This is a genomic window from Brucella tritici, from assembly GCF_008932295.1.
Classification (GTDB): Bacteria; Pseudomonadota; Alphaproteobacteria; order Rhizobiales; family Rhizobiaceae; genus Brucella; species Brucella tritici.
Window position 1 is genome coordinate 167,285 of sequence record NZ_WBWA01000004.1, and the last position, 19,020, is coordinate 186,304.

Genomic DNA, 19,020 nt, shown 5'->3' on the forward strand with positions numbered 1-19,020 from the left:
CTATCATCGCGATAGCGGTTTTGGATTAGGCGGCTTCCCTGAAAGGCACGCCTGCCAGTTGCGCCAGATGGCCGGGAAGGTCGGTGCCAGCACCTGCCGCATTGATCGTGTCGAAATAATCATGCCAGCCGGTGGCTGTGATTCCGGCAATCAGCATGTCGAGAGCTGCTTCGTCCGGGAAACGCCAGATGGCGAAGAAACTCTGGTCGGGTGCAAAAGGCTTTGTCGCGTCGACGGGACCTAATGCCAAAGCCTCGATACCGAGCGCCGCAAGACCGCCCATACCCGCGCCGACTTTCTCAAAAAAGGCCTGCCTGCCTTCAGCATCGAGCGCGTGCCAGCTTGATTTCGGGGAATAAAGCTCGGCGAGGTAATAGGTCATGTCATATCCCTTAGGGTTTCATTGATCTTGAAGGAGCGACCGGCATCGGTGTGACTCCAGATGCGGCGCAGCAAGGTGCTGAGAAGCTGCTGTTCGCCTGACGAGAGATCGCTCATCAGGCTTGCAATCCATGCGGTATGTTGTTCGAAAAGCTGTTGCGCCAGCAGCACCCCTTCGGATGTCAGCCGGACAGTTAGCTTGCGGCGGTCCTCGCTATCCGCGTGGCGCTTGAGGAAACCATCACGCTCCAGCCCGTCCAGCAGGCCGGTGATGGTGGCGCGCGTGACGCCTGCGCGTTCTGAAAGCTCGTGCGGCGAGAGGCCGCCAGGCGCATTGTGCAGCAGAAACAGCAGGACGAACTTGCCCTCCGAAAGCTTGTGCGGTGCCAGCCGGTTGGCGCAATCCCGGTCAATGGCTGCAGCAAGTGACAAAACTTCAAAGCAGGCTTTCAGCGCGTCGGTGGACGAACTGTGCCGGCGTTCCATTTCACCCAGAAGGGCGCGATGCTTTTGCTCGATTATTTCCATACGGTACCTTATAGTAAGGTGCCGTATCAAATGCAAGCGGATTTGAACATGCGAATGAAAATCAGGGGAGCTTGATCGATGGGTATATGCGGTTTATATATGATACATATATGAACCGTATGGTCTGGACAATGATATGGGTATCGTGAAAATCGCTGACGAACTGCATGAGGAACTGCGCAAGGCGAGTGACGTCATGTGCCGTTCGATCAATGCGCAGGCTGAATACTGGATGAAGATCGGCATGCTGGCGCAGGCCCATCCCGACCTGTCGTTCAACGAGATCGTGCAGATGCAGTTGCGCGCTGCACAGGTCGAACTACCGGTTCTGGCGGTTCAATCGTCATGACCAAGACACCTGCCGAAGTGGAGAAAATGGCGGCATCCGGCGCGCTGCTCGCCTCCGTTTTTACACTTCTCGACCGCACGCCGCTGGCGGGCATGACCACGATGCAGGTCAACGATCTGGTCGAGGATTACATTACCCGCGAGTTGCAGGCGCGGCCTGCCAGCAAGGGGCAATATGACTATCCCTATGTGCTGAACAGCTCGAAGAACGAAGTCGTCTGCCACGGCATGCCGTCGAATGACGAGATCATTGAAAACGGCGAGATCATCAACTTCGATATCACGCTGGAAAAGAACGGCTATATCGCCGATTCCAGCAAGACCTATATGGTCGGTGACGTTACTCCCTTTGCCTCGCGGCTGGTCCGTGTGACCTATGAGGCCTTGTGGAAAGGGATTGCTGCCGTGCGACCCGGCGCGACACTGGGCGATATCGGTCATGCCATCGAGCGTCACGCCAAGCGGCATGACTACAGCATCGTGCGGGAATATTGCGGCCACGGTATCGGTCGCGAGATGCACGAGGAACCGCAGGTCTTGCATTTCGGCAAGCCCGGCACCGGCGTGCGTTTGCGCGAAGGCATGGTGTTCACCATCGAACCGATGCTCAATCAGGGAACGGCCAAGGTGAAGACCGAAAAGGACGGCTGGACGGTGGTGACGCGTGACGGAAAACTGTCAGCGCAGTTCGAGCATACGGTTGCAGTCACCACGAATGGCGTGCGGGTGCTGACCTTGCGTCCCGGTGAGGAAAAGATGCTCGCTGGTGTAAAACACGCAGCTTGATCTCATCCGATCCTGCCAGCCATCCAGAGCACAAAGACAATCGTCCCGCCCACGCTCATTCCAGCGGCAAGAATAGTCCCTGCGATGACGGGCACGAGTTTCAGGACCGAAATATGGGGCGTTATTTCCAGCCGGAAATTCGCCCTGATCTTTTCAGGGGTCAGGCAGGTAATTTCGTAATCGCCGGGTGTCGTGCAGTCGAAATATCCCAAGGCGTGAGAAGCATTGCCGCGCATGTCCGTCCGCCGGACACTCAACAGAAAACGGCTTATGGAATGATAGGCAATCGGGGCGCCGGTCGCGCGCGCCTTGATGGAAAATTGCGTTGAGAAATAGGCTGTTCCTGTGAGAACGGTAAATGACGGAAATACGATGTTGATCGCGTAGCGCCCGGCTTTCGGCAAATGAAAGATATGTGGCCGGGCGTTACCCGCAAATTGGTGGCGGACATCAGGCGCAATCATTTTCCACAGGATGGCAATGCAGCGCACCAGCAGATAAATGCCGAGCAGAATGCAGGCAGGCAAGGCCAGATAGAAAGACAAAATTCACGTCCCGCTCTAAAAACAAAAAGCCCGCCGGGAAGGCGGGCTTTTGTCTGGATTGGATATGCTTATTTGCGATCACGCGCAGCAAGCGTGCGCAGACGCAGTGCATTGAGCTTGATGAAGCCTGCGGCGTCCTTCTGGTCGTAAGCACCCTGATCGTCTTCGAAGGTGACGAGCTTGTCGGAATAGAGCGACTTGTCCGATTCGCGACCGATCACCATCACATTGCCCTTGTAAAGCTTGAGCGTGACTTCGCCTTCGACATGGCGCTGGCTGTGATCGATTGCCGCCTGCAGCATTTCGCGTTCCGGCGAGAACCAGAAGCCGTAATAGATCAGCTCGGCGTAGCGCGGCATCAGCTCGTCTTTCAGATGCGCTGCACCGCGGTCGAGCGTGATCGATTCGATGGCGCGATGGGCCGCCAGCAGGATCGTGCCGCCCGGCGTTTCGTAGACGCCACGCGACTTCATGCCCACGAAGCGGTTTTCCACGAGGTCGAGACGACCGATGCCGTTGTCGCGGCCATAGTCATTGAGCTTGGCAAGAAGCGTTGCAGGCGACAGGCGCTCGCCATTGATCGAAACGGCATCACCCTTTTCAAAGCCGATCTTGATGATCGTTGCCTTGTCGGGTGCAGTTTCCGGCGAAATGGTGCGCATATGCACATATTCCGGAGCCTCGACAGCCGGATCTTCCAGAACCTTGCCCTCGGACGAGGAGTGCAGCAGGTTGGCATCGACGGAGAACGGCGCTTCGCCCTTCTTGTCTTTCGCAACCGGGATCTGGTGCTGTTCGGCGAATTCGAGCAGATGCGTGCGGCTCTTGAACGACCAGTCGCGCCATGGGGCGATGATCTTGATGTCCGGGTTCAGCGCATAGGCCGAAAGCTCGAAACGAACCTGGTCGTTGCCCTTGCCGGTTGCGCCGTGCGCGATGGCGTCGGCGCCGGTCTTCCTGGCGATTTCGATCAGGTGCTTGGAGATCAGCGGGCGGGCAATCGAGGTGCCGAGCAGATAGACGCCTTCATAGACGGCATTGGCGCGGAACATCGGGAAAACGAAATCGCGCACGAATTCTTCACGCACGTCCTCGATGAAGATTTCCTTGATGCCCAGCATTTCCGCTTTCTTGCGGGCTGGCTCAAGTTCTTCGCCCTGACCGAGATCGGCGGTGAAGGTCACAACTTCCGCGCCGAGTTCTGTCTGAAGCCACTTCAGGATGATCGAGGTGTCGAGGCCGCCCGAATAGGCGAGAACGACTTTCTTAACGTCTTTCCACTTGCTCATAATAAACTTCCGTCTCATCAGGCGCTCCAGAGCGGCGCCCAAAATTTGTCCGTAGTTCTTTTATCAGTTGCCAAGCAGCGTGCAAGCCGAAGGGCTGCGACTTATCGCGAAAACTCATGCGTATTATACCAGGGCGCTGAGATGCTAACGCATCATGCCCTGAAAATGCTCAGTCGCCGCACGGGCTTAACCAAAACTCGATGAGTCAAACTCATCAAGTTTTGGTATTACGTGATCTGTGGTTCGCCAACTTCATAAACAACGAGATTGCGGTCGCCGATACCAAGTTCAGGCCAGGACGCACGCCATTCGGCAATATGGGCGGACGCGAAATGCCGGTCGAGCGAAGCACGGTCGCGCCACATCTCCTTCACATGGATGAGACCCGGTTCGAGAATATCTGCGGCATAGCCATAGTCCACGCAGCCATCCTCCGCCCGGCTGGCCACAATCATGCGCTGCATGGCCTCGCGCGCCCGGTCAAGATTTTCCGACGGCAGACGGACAGTCCCTACGATCAGCAGCATTTCGGCCTCCATTCCACTGTTCCATTTGCATGGAAATTATTCTAGCGTGCGCCATCTCTTGGAGCACATTTCGATGTCTTTTCTGACAAACCTGACCTTCATTCCCGAATGGACGATTTTTGTCCAGTTCGCGATCGCAACCGCGATCCTTTCCATCACGCCCGGTCCCGACATGACGCTTTTCGTCGGGCGCGCCCTGTCCGAAGGCAAGGCCGCAGGCTTTGCCTGCATGGCTGGCGCCAGCACCGGCATCGTCATTCACACGACCATGGTGGCGCTCGGCCTTTCGGCGCTCATTCTGGCGTCTCCCGCAGCCTTTACGGCGCTGAAAGTGGTGGGCGCGGGCTATCTGGTCTGGCTGGCCGTGCAGGCGATCCGCAAGGGATCGGCCTTCTCGCCGGAAAAGAATGGCGGCAAGAAGCATACGCTGTTCCAGAACTGGCTGACGGGTCTTGGCATCAACCTTCTGAACCCGAAGATCATCCTGTTCAACATGACCTTCCTGCCGCAGTTCGTCTCCGCGCATGACCCGCATGCCATGGGCAAATTGTTCTTCCTCGGCCTGTCGTTCATTCCGATGGCGCTGCCCTTCACCATTCCGATGGTGGTGGCGGCAGATCGTTTCGCCGGGCTCCTGAAAAAGAACCCGACCGTGACGCGCATCGTGGACTGGATGTTTGCGGGCGTATTCTCGGCCTTCGCGCTGAAGATCATCACCGCACAGGCAAAATAGAGCATTTCCAGCAAAAGTGCGAAGTGGTTTTGCGTAGGATAATGCGAATGAAAAGGCCATTTCCAGCAAAAGTGCGAAGCGTCTCCGCGGGGAAATCAGTCCACTGGACTGATTTCTGATCCCGCTTCGATGCGTAGGATAATGCGAAAAAGAAGATGGATTTTTTATTCAGCCGGGCGGGATAAAAGCCGTCCGGCATTGCGCCCTGCCAGCAGCCAGTAGACGAAGCTGCCGACGACGCCGGCGCCTGCAATGGCTGCAATCCAGAGCGAGCTTTCCGGCACGCTCCGGCCATCGCTGAACGGAAGCGATGCGCCTGCGGCGGCAAGCCCGATCAGGGCGCCCGCAACGCAATAGAACAGCGACGATTTGTAACCGCGCGCTTCAGCCAGAATGATGAGGATGAGGGCGGGCACAAAGCTGAATCCGCCAGCCATGGCTGCAATGGCAAAACCGCCGACGAAGACGGCGCTCCAGAAGCTGGTGGCTGCAAAGAACGAACCGGCATCCGGGTCGCTTGCCATCATGACGAAATCGTTCATGAAGGAATCGATCCCGAGAGTGCGGAAAAGGATGGCGGCCAGAAACCAGCCTGCCGTCAACACACCGCAGCAATAGCCGAATACCACGATGACGAAGCGCGTTATGTAGTCGAAAGTATCGTTCAAGCGCGCTCACCCATCGGTTTATTCGCCCCGTTATTCGCCATGCCCGGAAATCATCATGGCTTCGAGCGCAAGGCGCTCGCTCTTGCGCATGCGCTCCGATTCCGACTTGAGCTGGCCGCAGGCAGCAAGGATATCGCGACCGCGCGGGGTGCGGATCGGCGATGCGTAACCAGCCGCGTTTACGTAATCGGCAAATTTCTCGATCTGCTCCCATTCCGAGCACTGGTAATTGGTGCCGGGCCACGGGTTGAACGGGATCAGATTGATCTTGGCCGGAATGCCCTGCAACAGCTTCACCAGAAGCTTGGCATCCTCAAGGCTGTCATTGATATCCTTCAGCATCACATATTCGAAGGTGATGCGCTTGGCATTGGACAAGCCCGGATATTCGCGGCAGGCCTTGATGAGCTGTTCCAGCGGATACTTCTTGTTGATCGGCACCAGAATGTCGCGCAACTCGTCGCGCACGGCGTGCAGCGAAATGGCAAGCATGACGCCGATCTCGTCGCCGGTGCGATAGATTTCCGGCACGACGCCGGAGGTCGAAAGCGTGATGCGGCGCTTGGAAAGGGACAGGCCGTCGCCGTCGGAGGCGATCAGCAGGGCCTTCTTCACTTCCTCGAAATTATAGAGCGGCTCGCCCATGCCCATCATCACGATATTGGTGATCTTGCGGCCTTCGGCGGGAACCATGGCGCCGTCGGGCGTATCCTTGTCCGGAAAATCGCCGAGCCGGTCGCGGGCGGTCAAAAGCTGCGCCAGAATTTCTTCCGACGTGAGGTTGCGCACCAGCTTCTGCGTGCCGGTATGGCAAAACGAGCAGGTGAGCGTGCAGCCGACCTGTGAGGAAACGCAGAGCGTTCCGCGGCCTTCTTCGGGAATATAGACGCTTTCGATTTCGACCGGACGGCCGGCACCCCGCGGCGGAAAACGGAACAGCCATTTGCGGGTGCCGTCCTGCGAAATCTGTTCTTCGACCACTTCCGGGCGCGCAATGGTGAAATGCTGCGCCAGCATAGCGCGCAAATCCTTGGAAATATTGCGCATGTCGGCAAAATCGGAAACGCCACGTACATAGAGCCAATGCCAGAGCTGGCTGATGCGCATCTTCACCTGACGCTCGGGCACACCAGCCTTGATCAGCGCTTCGGCCATTTCCTCGCGCGACATGCCGATGAGCGACGGCTTTGCCTCCAGGCTGGCGCGCGCATGGCGGGCAAGCTGGTCGCGCGTATCATCAATGGTAAGGTCGAACGAAATGGACATCTGTTTTCAACTGTTGGAGACGACGGCTGAAGCGCGTCGATAAGCTTCGCCAGATAATCTGGCCCGAATTCATGGATAAATAGGGTCCAGCACTTGGCTTTGCTACCCTGTTGCGCGCGCTCTTAGCACACAATATCGCATTCGTCATCCCACATGAAATCCGGTCTGCTATGCGTATGTGCAGCACAAAAGAAAAAAGCCGGGTTGTGTACCCGGCTTTAAACGACTTCCAATCGCGTGGATTACTTGCACTTCTGGATGGCTTTCAGCGCATCCGAAATACCCTTCAGCGAATAGGTATAGTTGGTCTTGGTGCCGCGCTTCGACTGTGCCTGCACCTTCATTTCCGAGCCGCCGCGCATGGCTGCGATGAGCTGCGGCTCTTCCGCCGCATTTTCCATCCAGCCGGACTTGCCGTTGACGAACATGTTGAAGTTGCGGTTGCCGATGGAGACGACGACCTTGGCATTGGTGTTGAGGTCGTAACCGGCCATGAACTGCGGTTCGAACGAGATGTTCTGGCCGGGTTTCTGGCTCACGAGGAAGAAGTTGTCACCGTGATCGACAGAGGCCGGGGCCTTCTGGGTCGGTACGGAGAGGACATAGCAGACCTTGCCGTTACCCGACTGATAGCTATAGGCGCCCCAGGCATTGAACTGGCTGATCTGGCTCGGGGTCTGGGCGAGTGCCGAACCCGCCATCCCAATCATGAACACAGAAGCCGCGACGATCGATTTTCCAAGCATTGGTTTTTACCGGTTCTCTTTCGTTTGCTTCAAACTTGAATATCGGGATGCCGCCGTTCATCACGCCGTCCCGCTCAGTTGCCGATTAAATTGCCTTAATCTGGGTTACCAAACGGTGAAGTTTCGAAAGAAAACTTGAATGAGCAGCTAAGTCGCCCCGCCATCCCTTGGTTCCAGTTGAATGAAAAGAAAGCGGCGAGAGTTTGTCTTTGGTGAAGGGAGTAGGGGAATAGGGCAGTATGTTAAAAGGGGAATAAGGGAATAGGGGAGTACGGGAATAGGAAAATAAGGAGGAAAAGCGGGCGTAAATGATGCAGGGTTGTCGGAATCACATAGCTGTGATCAGACTCCCTTACTCCCTTACTCCCTTACTCCCTTACTCCCTCATCCTCGAGCGCCTGCCGCGCAGCGAGCCGGTGCGCAGGCGTGATGTGGGCTCGAACGGCTGTCAGCGCTGCCATCAGCACGGCAACGTCATCGGTGAAGCCGATACCGGCCAGAATGTCTGGAATGGCGTCGAAGGGCAGGACGAAATAAGCGAGCGCCGCCATCAACGTCATGCGCACACGGGTTGGCGTCTTCTGGTCGAGGGCGCAGTAATAGGCTGCCACCACCTCATCCATGAACGGCACCATGCGACCGGCGCGGCGCGCAGCCTTCCAGAATCCGCTCTTCACCCGTTCGCTGCGCTTCTTGAATTCGCTCTCGCTGCCGGGTTCGAGGATTTCACCGATTCTGACGTCATCCATTCTCGTTCAACTCCTGTCGTCCCGCTTCCAATCATCGAATACGGGCTATGACCGGTTAAAAATGGGGAGTTTGTGCTGTCCTTGCAAGACCATGATGATTCCATCATCCCGGTCACCTGCAACAACCATCAGCTACAACGCTCTCATCAAATCCCCAAAATACAGATTCGACCGGATCGCCTCCCCAGATCGCCTCCAAAGCGTTTCTGGCGCGCGATGGTCCATTGCTGAATGAGTGGAGGTTTTGATGCATTTGACCGGCTATGGGGAAAACTTCATCCGCAGCGACCGTTCAACACGGCTGTTTCGCGGCAACCAGCTACTGGCTGCCGGAAGCGAAGACAATTACATCACCGTCGATCTCTCAGAGGCGGGATGCTACGATGCCGCCGTCTATCTGCGGTTTCTCTTCGGTGCCGGAATTTCGCTCAATACGTTGCGCGGCACGTCCAGCCAGAACTGGATACCGATCCTGAATTTCAGGGCGGGCGAACAATGGAACGGTTATTCAGCGCTGCCTTTCGGTCAGGCAATCGGCTTTTATGACGTTCAGGCTGGGCATATTTTCCATGCCGCCATTTCGCTTGGCGATGTCCATATCCGCGGCGTCCATGGCGGAAAACTCGGGCAGAACTGGCAGGATCGCATCAATCTTACCCGCGTTCTACCCTATTCCAGCCGCAACCCTGACGGCAGCTTCAACTATGACCGCCGGAAGATTTATGTCTATATTTCAAAGCTCTAAATTCAGGCTATAGCGTTCATCTTGTGCGCAAGCTTGATGTCGAGTTCCGTAATACCGTTCTCGCTATGGGTGGCGAGCGTAACATCGACGCGGTTGTAGACATTGAACCATTCAGGGTGATGATCGAGCTTTTCCGCGTGGAGCGCTGCGCGCGCCATGAAACCGAAGGCGGCATTGAAATCCTTGAACTTGAAGCTTTTGGCAATCGCCTCGCGTCCCTCGACCTTCTGCCAGCCATCCAGTTCGGTGAGCGCTTCGTTCAGTTCATTTTCCGTCAGCCGGTTGCGTACCATCGTCTTTCGCCTATGTTGCGGTTCCTGAACTAACTTATCATGAGCGTGAGAGTTCCGTGATCGTATCTGTAGCCGCACAAGTCCCAGCCAGCATTTTATTTGTTTGCGCAGGCAATATCTGCCGTTCTCCGCTTGCCGAAGGCGTGATGGGCCATGTGCTGGAAAAACGCGGCATCCGCCACGTGCTGGTCGATTCTGCCGGAACCAATGGCTACCATACTGGCGAGGAACCGGATGAGCGCTCCATCAGCGTTGCAGCGCGTCACGGTCTTGATATTTCCGCACAACGCTGCCGCCAGCTCATCGCAGGTGATTTTAGCCGTTTTGACCTGATCCTTGGGATGGACCGTTACAATATGCGAATGATCGCTGAGCGCAGGCCCGCAAATGCAAGCGCGCATATCGGGCTTTTCACCGAGATTGCAGAAGGACAGGCGGTTGAAGTCCCCGATCCCTATTATGGCGGGACCGGGGATTTCGAAAAGGTTTACCGAATGGTTCTGGCAGCTTCCATCGCGCTTGCCGACCAGTTCTGGCCGGAACGGGCAACCAAAGGCCAGGCTTCCTCCACGATGTAAGGTCCGCCACCCACGGAATCACGTGACGACATCAGCACGAACCGTCCTACCTTGAAGGGCAGCGTCGCGAAGTTGCCGCGTGAGGAGAGATAGTGCACCACATCCTCGATGCGGGGATTTCTCAACCGCGCCAGTGTCACATGGGGCGTGAACTTGCGCGGGTCGGCGGGAATGTGAAGCCGCTGGCAGATACGTTCGATTTCCGCCTGCAAAGCGTTGAGGTCAGGCGAGGGGGATACACCCGCATAGATGCTGTGCGGTTTTTTGGAGCCGAAAGCATTGACACCTGACAGGTTGAGCATGAATTCAGGCCGCCGCACGCGATCAAGCGCATTGGCAACCTCGTCGGCCACGTGGCCTTCCACATCTCCGATAAAACGCAGCGTTATGTGGTAGTTTTCGACATCAATCCAGCGTGCGCCGGGGAGACCGCCTCGCAATAACGAGAGCGAAAGCGCGGCGTCGCGCGGGATTTCGAGGGCAGTGAAAAGACGCGGCATAAGGCATCCTCCTCGAAGCGTTCCATGCCAGAGCGCCGGGCATCCAAAGGATGCATAAAGGACGCTCTAGCCTAGAGAGTCAGTGCATCGTTCCATCGAAGATGATTCGATATTTGCCGATGCAAACTCAGCGAATCAAAGTTTGAGTCCGGGAGCAAGCTGTTTATGCTCCCGACCGGCGTCAGCCTCCCGATGTCCCCTTGTTTTGCATATTCGTCAGGCTCTTTTCGATAGTGGGCATAAAGTTGGACACCATCGTTTCGACGCCCTTTTCGTTGGGGTGCATTCCGTCCTCAAGCAGAAAATCCTTCTTGGTTGCTACACCGTCGAGGAAAAACGGGTAGAGCGGCACGCCATATTTCTGTGCCAGCTTGGGATAGATCGGGTTGAACCTGGCGGCATAGTCCTTGCCCATGTTGGGTGGAGCCATCATGCCGGCAAGAATGACCGAAATGCCGCGCTGCTTCAGGCGCGCCAGCATCTCGTCGAGATTCTTTTCAGTAATGTCGGGTTCGATGCCGCGCAGCGCGTCATTCGCACCCAGTTCAAGGATCACGAGATCGGTGCCATCGGGGACGGACCAGTCGATGCGCGAAAGCCCGCCCGTGGTCGTGTCGCCCGATACGCCCGCATTCTCGATCGAAACCTCGACACCCTTGTCGTTGAGTGCCTTTTCAAGCTGCTGCGGAAAGGCGGCATTGGACGGCAGCAGATAGCCCGCCATCAGGCTGTCGCCGAAGCCGACGATCTTGACCTGTGAAAGCTGCTCGGTCGGCAGTGCGTCTTCGAGGCCGGTCGGATCTTCCTGCGCGCTTGCCACAATGATGGGGCTCGCCGCCATAAAAGACGCAATCGCCGCAAAAATCGGAAGCCATGCCGGAATTGAGAGTTTGAAACGCATCGTCGAAAACCCATATTTGAGGGGCTGTGGGCAAATGGCCCGCCGGACTTCTCTTCAATAATTGGCGCAACATAAGTTCAAATTTGTGGCGCGCTGTTTGGTTCTAAAGATTCATATAGGATAAAAACCGCGTGACGGAACAGGTTGTTGGCCCGATTATCGAACTTGAGAACGTTCATCTAACCCTTGGTCACGCCGCCTCATCGGTGCATGTGCTGAAGGGCGTTTCCCTTCATATTTCGCAAGGACAGTCGGTCGGCATCGTTGGTCCATCCGGTTCCGGCAAGTCGACGCTGCTGATGGTTCTGGCAGGTCTCGAGCATGTCGATAACGGAACTGTGAAGATTGCCGGAGAGACGATCAGCCAGATGAGCGAAGATCAGGCTGCCGCTTTCCGTGGCGCTAATATCGGTATCGTATTCCAATCCTTCCACCTCATTCCAAACATGACTGCGCTGGAAAATGTCGCCGTGCCGCTGGAGCTTGCCGGTCGTCGCGACGCTTTCGATGTGGCCGAACGCGAATTGCGCGCCGTTGGCCTTGGCGAGCGCCTCACCCATTATCCATCGGAACTTTCCGGCGGCGAACAACAGCGCGTTGCGATTGCACGCGCTCTTGCGCCGAGCCCCAAAATCTTGATCGCGGATGAGCCGACCGGCAATCTCGACACCACGACGGGGCGCCAGATTGCCGATCTCCTGTTCGCCAAGCAGCGCGAAAACGGCCTGACCATGGTGCTCGTCACGCATGACCCGGCGCTTGCGGCGCGCTGCGACATCGAAATCCCGGTACGCTCGGGCCGGATCGAAGAGCCTGCACAGGGCGGCTCTGTTCTCGAACCGCTGGCGGCTGGCGCATGAGTGCGGCAAAGTCGTTCTCGCTTGCTCTCCGCTTTGCGCTCCGTGAAATGCGCGGCGGCCTGTCCGGTTTCTATATTTTCCTCGCCTGTATCGCGCTTGGCGTTGCCGCCATCGGCGGCGTCAACTCGGTGGCGCGGTCGGTCAGCACCGGCATTGCATCGGAAGGTCAGAGCATTCTCGGCGGCGATGTCAGCTTTGCGCTCAATCAGCGGGAAGTGACGGCGGAAGAGCGCGCCTTCATCGAAAAGCAGGGCAGAACGGCGGAAAGCGCCACCATGCGCTCCATGGCGCGCATGCCCGATGGCTCCGACCAGTCGCTGGTCGAAGTGAAGGCTGTCGACGCTGCCTATCCGCTTTACGGCGAACTGAAGGTCCAGCCGCAGCAATCGCTCGCTGACATGACCGATAAGAAGGACGGCATTTATGGCGCTGCCGTCGCCCAGGATTTTCTCAATCGCATGGACCTGTCGCTTGGCGCGAAAGTTCTGCTCGGTTCGCAGACGTTTGAGCTGCGCGGCCTGATCGAGAGCGAGCCGGACCTGCTTTCCTCGGGTTTCAATTTTGCGCCGCGCTTTCTGGTTTCGCTGGATGGCCTGCGCGCTTCCGGCCTCATTCAACCGGGTAGCCTTGTCGATCATATCTACAAGGTCGCGCTTCCTGACGGCGCGCCGGATGCAGCAATTGCCGAAGTCAGGCGGCAGGCTGCTGCCGATTTCCCCGATGCAGGCTGGAACATTCGCTCCCGCGCCAATGCCGCGCCAGCTCTCAGCGCCAATATCGAGCGCTTCTCGCAGTTCCTCACGCTGGTGGGGCTGACAGCACTGATCGTCGGCGGTGTGGGCGTTGCGAATGCGGTGCGCGCCTATCTCGATGGCAAGCGCGGCGTGATCGCCACCTTCAAATCGCTTGGCGCGCCTGCGCGCTTCGCCGTGCTGGTCTATCTCGTGCAGATCATGGTGATCGGCTTCATAGGCATCGTTCTCGGGCTGATACTGGCGGCGATTATCCCCTATGCCGCTGCCATGGCGCTCGCCAATTATCTGCCGGTCGCCGGTGGCGGCGGTTTCTTCCCCGGTGCGCTGGCGCTTGCCGCCGTCTTCGGGCTCATTACCACGCTTGCTTTTGCCATCATTCCGCTTGGCAGGGCGCGGGATATTCCGGCGACGGCGCTTTTCCGCGAGCAGGGTTTTGAGCAGCGTGGCCTGCCACCGCTGCTTTACCTTGGATTGGCGGTGCTGCTGATTGCAGCTCTCGCCGGGCTGGCGCTTTACGTTGCCTATGATCGCCGCATCGCCGCAATCTTCATCGTCTCGGCCATCGCGGCTTTCGGCGTGCTGCGGCTTGTCGCCGACGGCATCCGCTGGCTTGCCCGCCGAGTTCCGCGCGTGCGTTCGACAGCGCTTCGGCTCGCAGTGGGCAACATCCATCGTCCCGGCGCGCTCACGCCCTCTGTGGTGCTTTCGCTTGGCCTTGGCCTGACGCTGATGGTGGCAATCGCACTGATCGACGGGAATCTGCGCCGCCAGGTGACGGAAAACATCCCGGCGCAGGCGCCCGATTTCTTCTTCGTCGATATTCAGAACCGCGACATCGGTGATTTCACCAAGCTGGTCAGCGGCATCGTGCCTGATGGCAAGCTCACCTCCGGTCCGATGCTGCGCGGGCGTATCGTTGCCTTCAATGGCACCAATGTGCGCGATATGACTATCCCGCCGGAAGCAGCCTGGGTGCTGCGTGGCGACCGCGGCATAACCTTTTCCAATACGGTCCCTGAAAACTCGACGCTGACGGAAGGCGAATGGTGGCCAGCCGATTATAGCGGCGAACCGCTGGTGTCCTTCGCGGAGCGTGAAGGCAAGGAACTGGGCCTGAAGCTGGGCGACACGGTGACGGTCAATGTGCTTGGCCGCAACATCAATGCGAAGATCGCAAGCTTCCGGCAGGTTCAGTGGGAAACGCTTGCGATGAATTTCGTCATGGTGTTTTCGCCCAATACCTTTGCCGGTGCGCCTGCGACGTGGCTTGCAACACTCACCATTCCCGACAGCCTGAAGAACCTTGCGCCTGATGTGCTGCGGCAGGTCACCAAGACATGGCCTGCCGTCACGACAGTCAGCGTGACCGATGCGCTCAATGTCGCGAATGATCTCATCAGCCAGCTTGCAACCGCCATCCGTGCCGCTGCCTCCATCGCGCTCGCCGCTTCGGTTCTGGTACTGGGTGGAGCGCTCGCAGCCGGTAACCGTGCCCGCGTTCACGATGCAGTGGTGCTGAAGACGCTGGGCGCCACGCGCGGCACGCTGATAACGGCCTATGTGCTTGAATATATGCTGCTCGGGCTTGCAACGGCGCTCTTCGCACTCGTCGCCGGCAGCGCGGCTGGCTGGTATGTCGTGGTCGAAATCATGAAGCTGAAAGCAAGCTTCCTGCCCGATGTTGCGCTGATGACCGTTGCCATAGCGCTGGTGCTGACTGTCGGTTTCGGACTGGCCGGGACATGGCGCGTTCTCGGCCAGAAGCCCGCCCAGGTGCTCAGAACCATATGAACGATTTGTAATAGGGAAGGGTGAGAAAACGTAAGCCGTTGGATATTATGGATAATGCGTTTGCGCGTTCGCGCCGATGCATCACGTTTTTTTACAGGTGGTACTTGTACGCGAAGGCCGAAATCCCCATAATGTCAGGCAGGCATGCTGGGGTCCCGCCAGCGGCGCCTGGCGGCGGCTCGGCCTTTTGAGCGCCCCGACACCGGACGGGACATGGCAAGAGGATTTAAGTCATGGCTGACTTTCGCAATATTCAGGCACAGCAGAGGCCGGTAGGCGGCGCTCGTGCTGATGCGGGCATCGATCAGGGCCTGCGCAGCTATATGCTTGGCGTTTATAACATGATGGCTATCGGCTTGGCCGTTACCGGCCTTGCCGCATTTGCCGTTGCAGCACTCGCAACGACCACGGACCCGTCCGCAGCCGTCGCGCAGCTTGCTAACGGCAAGATGCTCACCGGTCTCGGTGTGGCGCTCTACACGTCCCCGCTCCGCTGGGTTGTGATGCTTGCGCCGCTCGCGGCAGTGTTCTTCCTGAGCTTCCGCATCGAGCGTCTTTCGGTCTCGACCGCTAACGCCGTCTTCTGGGGCTATGCAGCTCTCGTCGGCCTGTCGCTGTCGTCGATCTTCCTGGTCTTCACCGGCCAGAGCATCGTCCGCACCTTCTTCGTGACGGCTGCCTCTTTCGGCGCGCTGTCGCTCTACGGTTACACAACCAAGCGCGACCTGTCCGCCATGGGCTCGTTCCTGATCATGGGCCTGTTCGGCCTGATCCTGGCATCGGTCGTCAACATCTTCCTCGGCTCCACCGCGCTGCAGTTCGCGATCTCGGTGATCGGCGTTCTGATCTTCGCAGGCCTCACCGCCTACGACACGCAGTCGATCAAGGAAATGTACTACGAAGGCGATTCTTCGGATGCGAATGGCCGCAAGGTCGTAATGGGCGCACTGCGTCTCTACCTCGACTTCATCAACATGTTCACCTTCCTGCTGCAGTTCATGGGCAACCGCGACTAATCGGCTGAAGGGTACTTGAACAAAAGGGCAGCGGAAACGCTGCCCTTTTTGCTTTTGTCCATATGATTACTGATGCATGGTGGAAGCCTTATCAAAACACTTTACTCCGGTTCCTCCCATGCCCGTCATTCGTGATTTTCAGCCTGCCGATATCGAAACGATCACCGCAATCTATACGGAAGCCGTTCTGACCGGCGCCGGCTCCTATGAGATCGAGCCGCCGGCAATGGACGAAATGGTGAAGCGTTTTGAAGCATTCGTGGAACAGGGCTTTCCGATCCTCGTCGCGGAGGAGGACGGCAGGGTTCTGGGCTATGCCTATGCGAGTTATTTCCGCGTCAGGCCTGCCTATCGCTGGCTTGCGGAGGATTCGATCTATATCGCTCCGGATGCGAAGGGAAAGGGCATCGGCAAGCTCCTCTTGCGCGAACTTATCGAGCGCATTTCCGCATTGGGGTTCCGGCAATTGCTTGCGGTGATCGGCGATGGCGAACACAATATCGGTTCGGTCAAGCTCCATGAGAGCCTTGGTTTCACCCATTGCGGACGTATCGAGGGCTCCGGCTTCAAGCACGGGCGCTGGCTGGACACGGTGCTGATGCAACTGCCGCTCAATGGCGGACGTTCAATCGAGCCGGGTACGCCGCCGCTTGCATAAATCATCTTCCTGCTGATTTGCCCGTGCGCCTGATCCCTCGATCCCTCGAGACGCCGTTTTCAACGGCTCCTCAGGATGAGGGGGCGTGTAATCTGCAAGGTTTAATTCCGCCGCAACGCCCCCGCCCTGAGCTTGTCGAAGGGTCGGTTTGGAAGATTGGGTTGTCAAATATCCCTATATGAAGGATCAGCTTTCAACGAGCTTGAGGCTCTTGTCGAACACCCGCAACACGCGTTCCAGCTCGTGGCCGCGCTTCATGATAAGCCCGCTTGCGGCAATGACCGAATAGGCACCCTGCTTGTGCGCCAGCTTCGGGTTTTTCTCGATACGGAAAAGCGGCATCTCGCTTGCCCGACGAAAGATGGAGAACACGGCGCGGTCGGCCAGATGGTCGATGGCATAATCGCGCCACGTGCCGGAGGCGACCATGCGACCGTAAATATTCAGGATTTTTCCGAGTTCATGCCGGTTGAAACTGACGGGAGCAGATCGCGCACGGTCGAGAGGAACGACCTTTGGCGAAGCAGACGAGGGAGAAGGGGATGACAAATCCTCATTCGCTGCGCTTGACGTATCCATTTCCTTCCTTTCAGCCTTTTGCAGAGCACGGACCGAAAATCGGGCAGGCTCATAAACAAACTGCGCGCAACCGGTTTGGATATTCGGCAATGGCGAAGAAGCGAACCGAACCGGCGCATGACAACAGGGTGATGCTTTTGTGAAGCAATTTCAAGGGGAGGCTTTTGCGGACTCGTTTTCGCCACCAATTATTCACCGGGAAAAGACCCAATAAATAGGGGTTAGAGGCTCTATATTAGTTATTCACGAAAAGAGAATGCCTGTTTGCAATGGTGATTGTCGGCCACATTTTCGCCTTGTCAGCTTCGCATTCCAGCCTGATTATGGCTTCAGCATCTACACGTTGCCTGAGACGGTTCGGTTCGGGTATGTCCGACCCCAAGCCCCCCGCCCAAAGGACTGCCCGAGCCGAACCAACCTTCTCCAGCCTCCGCTGAACCAAGTTGCAACACGCGCCCAGGTGCCCGACGCTACATCAGCCCAAAATGAAAATCTGTTCGATCTGATCGAAGCGCATTTCTCGCTGTAAATCACGCGGGAGCGGTGAGGATCGCAGAAAGCTCAGAGGCCGATCGGCTTCTTCTGCTTGAACATGGCCGCGCCATGGATGGGGCCGAGCGAATTGTCGTCGCGCGTTTCCTGCAGCACCACGGCGGTGCCCGAAACATCCTTGCGTTTCAGTTCCGAAGCCGGGATTTCGATCTTCAGCGGCTTGCCATCCCACATGCCAATCGTATTCGTATCGCGAACCGTATTGCGATAGGTGACAGCCTGACCGGCATTTTCGCCCTCGGTGATCGGAATGGTCACGGAATCGCGGAAATAGAACAGCACCACATGCACGGGCGCTTCCGGCTTCTTGCCTGCGCCAATTTCGATGGACAGACGCCCGTCATCAAGCTGTGTGATCGAAACCGGCACGTCCAGCTTGTTGGCTGCAATCTGTGCCTTAACGGCTTCCCTGTCGCGACCGTTGACTTCCACCGTGCCATTGATGATGGCTTGCGGCGTATAGATCATGCGCGCATTGAAGGAATTGCGATAGGCGTTCTGCCGGTCGGTGTTTTCCTGGGTGGCAAGCGTGTCGCGCCATCCCATATAATCCCAGTAATTGACGTGGAACGACAGCGCCAGAACATTGGGATCGTCGGCATATTTCGCGAAATTCTGGTCAGCCTGGGGGCAGGACTTGCAGCCCTGGCTGGTGTAGAGCTCCAGAACGGCGGTCTTCTTGTTGCTGTCCTGTGCCTTGGCCTGGCCCTGCATGGAGATGCAGCCGGTGAATGCCAGCCCCAGAACGGCACAGATGCTACGCCAGCCGGGCAAATGCTCACCGGTAAGCCATGAACCTGTCCCATAGAAGGGGGCGTGGAGTATCACTTCGTTTCATCCTGCAATAATTGTCGCTGACATCTATTATGTAAGAAGTCCTGCAATCAATAGGAATTCACGTTGCGGTGAGATTCGCAGAGGTTGCGAATCTCCTATCAGAATCAGCCACAACAGATTGTGCGGAAGCGAGACTGGTTGAACATGAGATCGAGCTTGAGAGAAAAAGTCATCGCAATTTGCGATGAGAAGATAGCGAAAAAGGGCGAGCAGGTCGGTATTTCGTTCTATGCCTTCTTTGCCAACAAGAATACGGAGCCGGAACTGCTCATGGAGGCTGCCGAGTGGTGGATCAAGACCCATACCCTCGATCACTTTGAAAAAGCGGTAAAAGTCAGGGAAATGATCCGATCAGGCCGATAGGCTCCATGTCTGCTCTAAAATAAAAA

The 19,020-nt window shown here is 57.2% G+C and carries 24 protein-coding genes; 10 read left to right on the forward strand and 14 right to left on the reverse strand.

Going from position 1 to position 19,020, the window contains the following annotated elements; translation table 11 throughout:
- Positions 1 to 25: 25 nt before the first annotated feature.
- Entirely contained in the window at positions 26 to 382 is a 357-nt protein-coding gene (locus tag F9K91_RS06590; RefSeq protein ID WP_109989204.1) for a DUF6616 family protein, read from the reverse strand.
- The gene (locus F9K91_RS06595) at positions 379 to 909 is read right to left on the reverse strand and encodes a MarR family winged helix-turn-helix transcriptional regulator (RefSeq protein WP_151556595.1); all 531 of its coding nucleotides are present in this window, start codon (positions 907 to 909) and stop codon (positions 379 to 381) included. Before F9K91_RS06595 ends, F9K91_RS06590 begins: the two co-directional genes overlap by 4 nt.
- A 136-nt stretch (positions 910 to 1,045) precedes the next feature.
- Here F9K91_RS06595 and F9K91_RS06600 point away from each other — a divergent pair, with 136 nt between their 5' ends.
- Together F9K91_RS06600 and map are read left to right on the forward strand one after the other, a co-directional pair.
- Complete coding sequence (locus F9K91_RS06600) at positions 1,046 to 1,258, forward strand: ParD-like family protein (protein ID WP_151556594.1); 213 nt, start codon at positions 1,046 to 1,048, stop codon at positions 1,256 to 1,258.
- Positions 1,255 to 2,043: a type I methionyl aminopeptidase gene (gene map, locus F9K91_RS06605; RefSeq protein WP_151677480.1), complete on the forward strand. Its 789-nt coding sequence runs from the start codon at positions 1,255 to 1,257 to the stop codon at positions 2,041 to 2,043. Before F9K91_RS06600 ends, map begins: the two co-directional genes overlap by 4 nt.
- Positions 2,044 to 2,045: 2 nt before the next feature.
- Here the strand turns inward: map and F9K91_RS26275 are convergent, their stop codons facing one another.
- The 3 genes from F9K91_RS26275 to F9K91_RS06620 all read right to left on the reverse strand — a co-directional run bounded on the left by F9K91_RS26275 (position 2,046) and on the right by F9K91_RS06620 (position 4,404).
- Positions 2,046 to 2,588 (reverse strand): hypothetical protein, encoded by a 543-nt coding sequence (locus F9K91_RS26275; RefSeq protein ID WP_235912800.1) that lies wholly within the window; start codon positions 2,586 to 2,588, stop codon positions 2,046 to 2,048.
- Positions 2,589 to 2,656: 68 nt separating this feature from the next.
- On the reverse strand, positions 2,657 to 3,877 hold the full coding sequence (locus F9K91_RS06615) for an argininosuccinate synthase (protein WP_040129026.1): 1,221 nt from the start codon (positions 3,875 to 3,877) through the stop codon (positions 2,657 to 2,659).
- A gap of 227 nt (positions 3,878 to 4,104) precedes the next feature.
- On the reverse strand, positions 4,105 to 4,404 hold the full coding sequence (locus tag F9K91_RS06620) for a putative quinol monooxygenase (protein WP_151556592.1): 300 nt from the start codon (positions 4,402 to 4,404) through the stop codon (positions 4,105 to 4,107).
- Positions 4,405 to 4,477: 73 nt separating this feature from the next.
- Here F9K91_RS06620 and F9K91_RS06625 point away from each other — a divergent pair, with 73 nt between their 5' ends.
- Positions 4,478 to 5,137 carry a LysE family translocator gene (locus F9K91_RS06625; protein WP_010657892.1) on the forward strand — a complete coding sequence of 220 codons (660 nt, stop codon included), beginning with the start codon at positions 4,478 to 4,480 and terminating at the stop codon, positions 5,135 to 5,137.
- Positions 5,138 to 5,301: 164 nt separating this feature from the next.
- On the opposite strand, the gene F9K91_RS06630 is transcribed toward F9K91_RS06625, so the two are convergent.
- The 4 genes from F9K91_RS06630 to F9K91_RS06650 form a co-directional block, all read right to left on the reverse strand.
- A complete protein-coding gene (locus tag F9K91_RS06630) occupies positions 5,302 to 5,805 on the reverse strand; it encodes a hypothetical protein (protein ID WP_151677481.1) in 504 nt (167 codons plus the stop codon).
- Between the two features lie 30 nt (positions 5,806 to 5,835).
- Entirely contained in the window at positions 5,836 to 7,071 is a 1,236-nt protein-coding gene (gene rlmN, locus F9K91_RS06635; protein WP_151677482.1) for a dual-specificity RNA methyltransferase RlmN, read from the reverse strand.
- A gap of 242 nt (positions 7,072 to 7,313) precedes the next feature.
- On the reverse strand, positions 7,314 to 7,817 hold the full coding sequence (locus F9K91_RS06645) for an invasion associated locus B family protein (protein WP_151556589.1): 504 nt from the start codon (positions 7,815 to 7,817) through the stop codon (positions 7,314 to 7,316).
- Positions 7,818 to 8,185: 368 nt separating this feature from the next.
- Positions 8,186 to 8,566, reverse strand: coding sequence for a YkvA family protein (locus F9K91_RS06650; protein WP_061344771.1), 381 nt, complete (start codon positions 8,564 to 8,566; stop codon positions 8,186 to 8,188).
- 247 nt (positions 8,567 to 8,813) lie between these two features.
- On the opposite strand from F9K91_RS06650, the gene F9K91_RS06655 reads away from it, so the two are divergent.
- Entirely contained in the window at positions 8,814 to 9,311 is a 498-nt protein-coding gene (locus tag F9K91_RS06655; RefSeq protein ID WP_226622377.1) for a hypothetical protein, read from the forward strand.
- Between the two features lie 2 nt (positions 9,312 to 9,313).
- On the opposite strand, the gene F9K91_RS06660 is transcribed toward F9K91_RS06655, so the two are convergent.
- Positions 9,314 to 9,604 (reverse strand): 4a-hydroxytetrahydrobiopterin dehydratase, encoded by a 291-nt coding sequence (locus F9K91_RS06660; RefSeq protein WP_061344773.1) that lies wholly within the window; start codon positions 9,602 to 9,604, stop codon positions 9,314 to 9,316.
- Positions 9,605 to 9,660: 56 nt separating this feature from the next.
- Here F9K91_RS06660 and F9K91_RS06665 point away from each other — a divergent pair, with 56 nt between their 5' ends.
- On the forward strand, positions 9,661 to 10,182 hold the full coding sequence (locus F9K91_RS06665) for a low molecular weight protein-tyrosine-phosphatase (RefSeq protein ID WP_151677483.1): 522 nt from the start codon (positions 9,661 to 9,663) through the stop codon (positions 10,180 to 10,182).
- Here F9K91_RS06665 and thpR read toward each other — a convergent pair.
- Positions 10,092 to 10,682 carry an RNA 2',3'-cyclic phosphodiesterase gene (gene thpR, locus F9K91_RS06670; RefSeq protein WP_061344775.1) on the reverse strand — a complete coding sequence of 197 codons (591 nt, stop codon included), beginning with the start codon at positions 10,680 to 10,682 and terminating at the stop codon, positions 10,092 to 10,094. The two genes, F9K91_RS06665 and thpR, sit on opposite strands and share 91 nt — an antisense overlap.
- A gap of 181 nt (positions 10,683 to 10,863) precedes the next feature.
- Positions 10,864 to 11,583, reverse strand: coding sequence for an arylesterase (locus F9K91_RS06675; RefSeq protein WP_151677484.1), 720 nt, complete (start codon positions 11,581 to 11,583; stop codon positions 10,864 to 10,866).
- 131 nt (positions 11,584 to 11,714) lie between these two features.
- On the opposite strand from F9K91_RS06675, the gene F9K91_RS06680 reads away from it, so the two are divergent.
- The 4 genes from F9K91_RS06680 (at position 11,715) to F9K91_RS06695 (ending at position 16,663) form a co-directional block, all read left to right on the forward strand.
- On the forward strand, positions 11,715 to 12,443 hold the full coding sequence (locus tag F9K91_RS06680; RefSeq protein WP_151677485.1) for an ABC transporter ATP-binding protein: 729 nt from the start codon (positions 11,715 to 11,717) through the stop codon (positions 12,441 to 12,443).
- Positions 12,440 to 14,989 (forward strand): ABC transporter permease, encoded by a 2,550-nt coding sequence (locus tag F9K91_RS06685; RefSeq protein ID WP_151677486.1) that lies wholly within the window; start codon positions 12,440 to 12,442, stop codon positions 14,987 to 14,989. The genes F9K91_RS06680 and F9K91_RS06685 overlap by 4 nt, the downstream gene beginning before the upstream one ends.
- 233 nt (positions 14,990 to 15,222) lie before the next feature.
- Positions 15,223 to 16,005, forward strand: a complete 783-nt coding sequence (locus F9K91_RS06690; protein ID WP_151677487.1) for a Bax inhibitor-1/YccA family protein — start codon at positions 15,223 to 15,225, stop codon at positions 16,003 to 16,005.
- A 118-nt stretch (positions 16,006 to 16,123) separates the two neighbouring features.
- The gene (locus tag F9K91_RS06695) at positions 16,124 to 16,663 is read left to right on the forward strand and encodes a GNAT family N-acetyltransferase (protein ID WP_151556583.1); all 540 of its coding nucleotides are present in this window, start codon (positions 16,124 to 16,126) and stop codon (positions 16,661 to 16,663) included.
- A 186-nt stretch (positions 16,664 to 16,849) separates the two neighbouring features.
- On the opposite strand, the gene F9K91_RS06700 is transcribed toward F9K91_RS06695, so the two are convergent.
- Positions 16,850 to 17,242 carry a DUF2794 domain-containing protein gene (locus F9K91_RS06700; protein ID WP_151556582.1) on the reverse strand — a complete coding sequence of 131 codons (393 nt, stop codon included), beginning with the start codon at positions 17,240 to 17,242 and terminating at the stop codon, positions 16,850 to 16,852.
- Positions 17,243 to 17,803: 561 nt separating this feature from the next.
- A complete protein-coding gene (locus F9K91_RS06705; RefSeq protein WP_151677509.1) occupies positions 17,804 to 18,538 on the reverse strand; it encodes a DUF1223 domain-containing protein in 735 nt (244 codons plus the stop codon).
- Positions 18,539 to 18,775: 237 nt separating this feature from the next.
- Here F9K91_RS06705 and F9K91_RS06710 point away from each other — a divergent pair, with 237 nt between their 5' ends.
- Complete coding sequence (locus F9K91_RS06710; RefSeq protein ID WP_151556581.1) at positions 18,776 to 18,994, forward strand: DUF6500 family protein; 219 nt, start codon at positions 18,776 to 18,778, stop codon at positions 18,992 to 18,994.
- Positions 18,995 to 19,020 lie beyond the last annotated feature (26 nt).

Coding starts and splice junctions, on each gene's coding strand:
- F9K91_RS06590 (WP_109989204.1), bottom strand. CDS start 382: ATGACCTATTACCTCGCCGAGCTTTATTCCCCGAAATCAAGCTGGCAC.
- F9K91_RS06595 (WP_151556595.1), bottom strand. CDS start 909: ATGGAAATAATCGAGCAAAAGCATCGCGCCCTTCTGGGTGAAATGGAA.
- F9K91_RS06600 (WP_151556594.1), top strand. CDS start 1,046: ATGGGTATCGTGAAAATCGCTGACGAACTGCATGAGGAACTGCGCAAG.
- map (WP_151677480.1), top strand. CDS start 1,255: ATGACCAAGACACCTGCCGAAGTGGAGAAAATGGCGGCATCCGGCGCG.
- F9K91_RS06615 (WP_040129026.1), bottom strand. CDS start 3,877: ATGAGCAAGTGGAAAGACGTTAAGAAAGTCGTTCTCGCCTATTCGGGC.
- F9K91_RS06620 (WP_151556592.1), bottom strand. CDS start 4,404: ATGCTGCTGATCGTAGGGACTGTCCGTCTGCCGTCGGAAAATCTTGAC.
- F9K91_RS06625 (WP_010657892.1), top strand. CDS start 4,478: ATGTCTTTTCTGACAAACCTGACCTTCATTCCCGAATGGACGATTTTT.
- rlmN (WP_151677482.1), bottom strand. CDS start 7,071: ATGTCCATTTCGTTCGACCTTACCATTGATGATACGCGCGACCAGCTT.
- F9K91_RS06645 (WP_151556589.1), bottom strand. CDS start 7,817: ATGCTTGGAAAATCGATCGTCGCGGCTTCTGTGTTCATGATTGGGATG.
- F9K91_RS06650 (WP_061344771.1), bottom strand. CDS start 8,566: ATGGATGACGTCAGAATCGGTGAAATCCTCGAACCCGGCAGCGAGAGC.
- F9K91_RS06655 (WP_226622377.1), top strand. CDS start 8,814: ATGCATTTGACCGGCTATGGGGAAAACTTCATCCGCAGCGACCGTTCA.
- F9K91_RS06660 (WP_061344773.1), bottom strand. CDS start 9,604: ATGGTACGCAACCGGCTGACGGAAAATGAACTGAACGAAGCGCTCACC.
- thpR (WP_061344775.1), bottom strand. CDS start 10,682: ATGCCGCGTCTTTTCACTGCCCTCGAAATCCCGCGCGACGCCGCGCTT.
- F9K91_RS06675 (WP_151677484.1), bottom strand. CDS start 11,583: ATGCGTTTCAAACTCTCAATTCCGGCATGGCTTCCGATTTTTGCGGCG.
- F9K91_RS06685 (WP_151677486.1), top strand. CDS start 12,440: ATGAGTGCGGCAAAGTCGTTCTCGCTTGCTCTCCGCTTTGCGCTCCGT.
- F9K91_RS06690 (WP_151677487.1), top strand. CDS start 15,223: ATGGCTGACTTTCGCAATATTCAGGCACAGCAGAGGCCGGTAGGCGGC.
- F9K91_RS06695 (WP_151556583.1), top strand. CDS start 16,124: ATGCCCGTCATTCGTGATTTTCAGCCTGCCGATATCGAAACGATCACC.
- F9K91_RS06700 (WP_151556582.1), bottom strand. CDS start 17,242: ATGGATACGTCAAGCGCAGCGAATGAGGATTTGTCATCCCCTTCTCCC.
- F9K91_RS06710 (WP_151556581.1), top strand. CDS start 18,776: ATGAGATCGAGCTTGAGAGAAAAAGTCATCGCAATTTGCGATGAGAAG.